We start from the raw sequence: 255 nt of genomic DNA on the forward strand, positions 1-255 counted from the left end.
AGATCTATCTGAAGCAGGATGAGAAGGATGGCGAGAAGATCTATGAGAGCGGTGCGATCCGTCCCGGCAACAAGATCGAAACGGCGCAGCTGGATGTGGCATTGAAGAAGGGCACCTATCCAGTGACCGCTTATTTTGAGGCCTATGATATGAAGACGAAGGAATTCGTCGGCAAGGCGGCAAGTACGCTGTCCATCACGATAAAGGAATAGAGGAAAGAGGACCTATGGAAGAACGAAAAAAGGACGAAGGAAA

The 255-nt window shown here is 49.4% G+C and carries 1 pseudogene; it reads left to right on the forward strand.

The features are described 5' to 3' along the window. A pseudogene (locus NE665_RS24500) lies at nucleotides 1-212 on the forward strand (hypothetical protein); the annotation flags it as partial. Nucleotides 213-255: the final 43 nt, after the last annotated feature.

It is taken from the genome of Clostridium sp. DFI.1.208, assembly GCF_024463855.1.
Taxonomy (GTDB): domain Bacteria; phylum Bacillota_I; class Bacilli_A; order Erysipelotrichales; family Erysipelotrichaceae; genus Clostridium_AQ.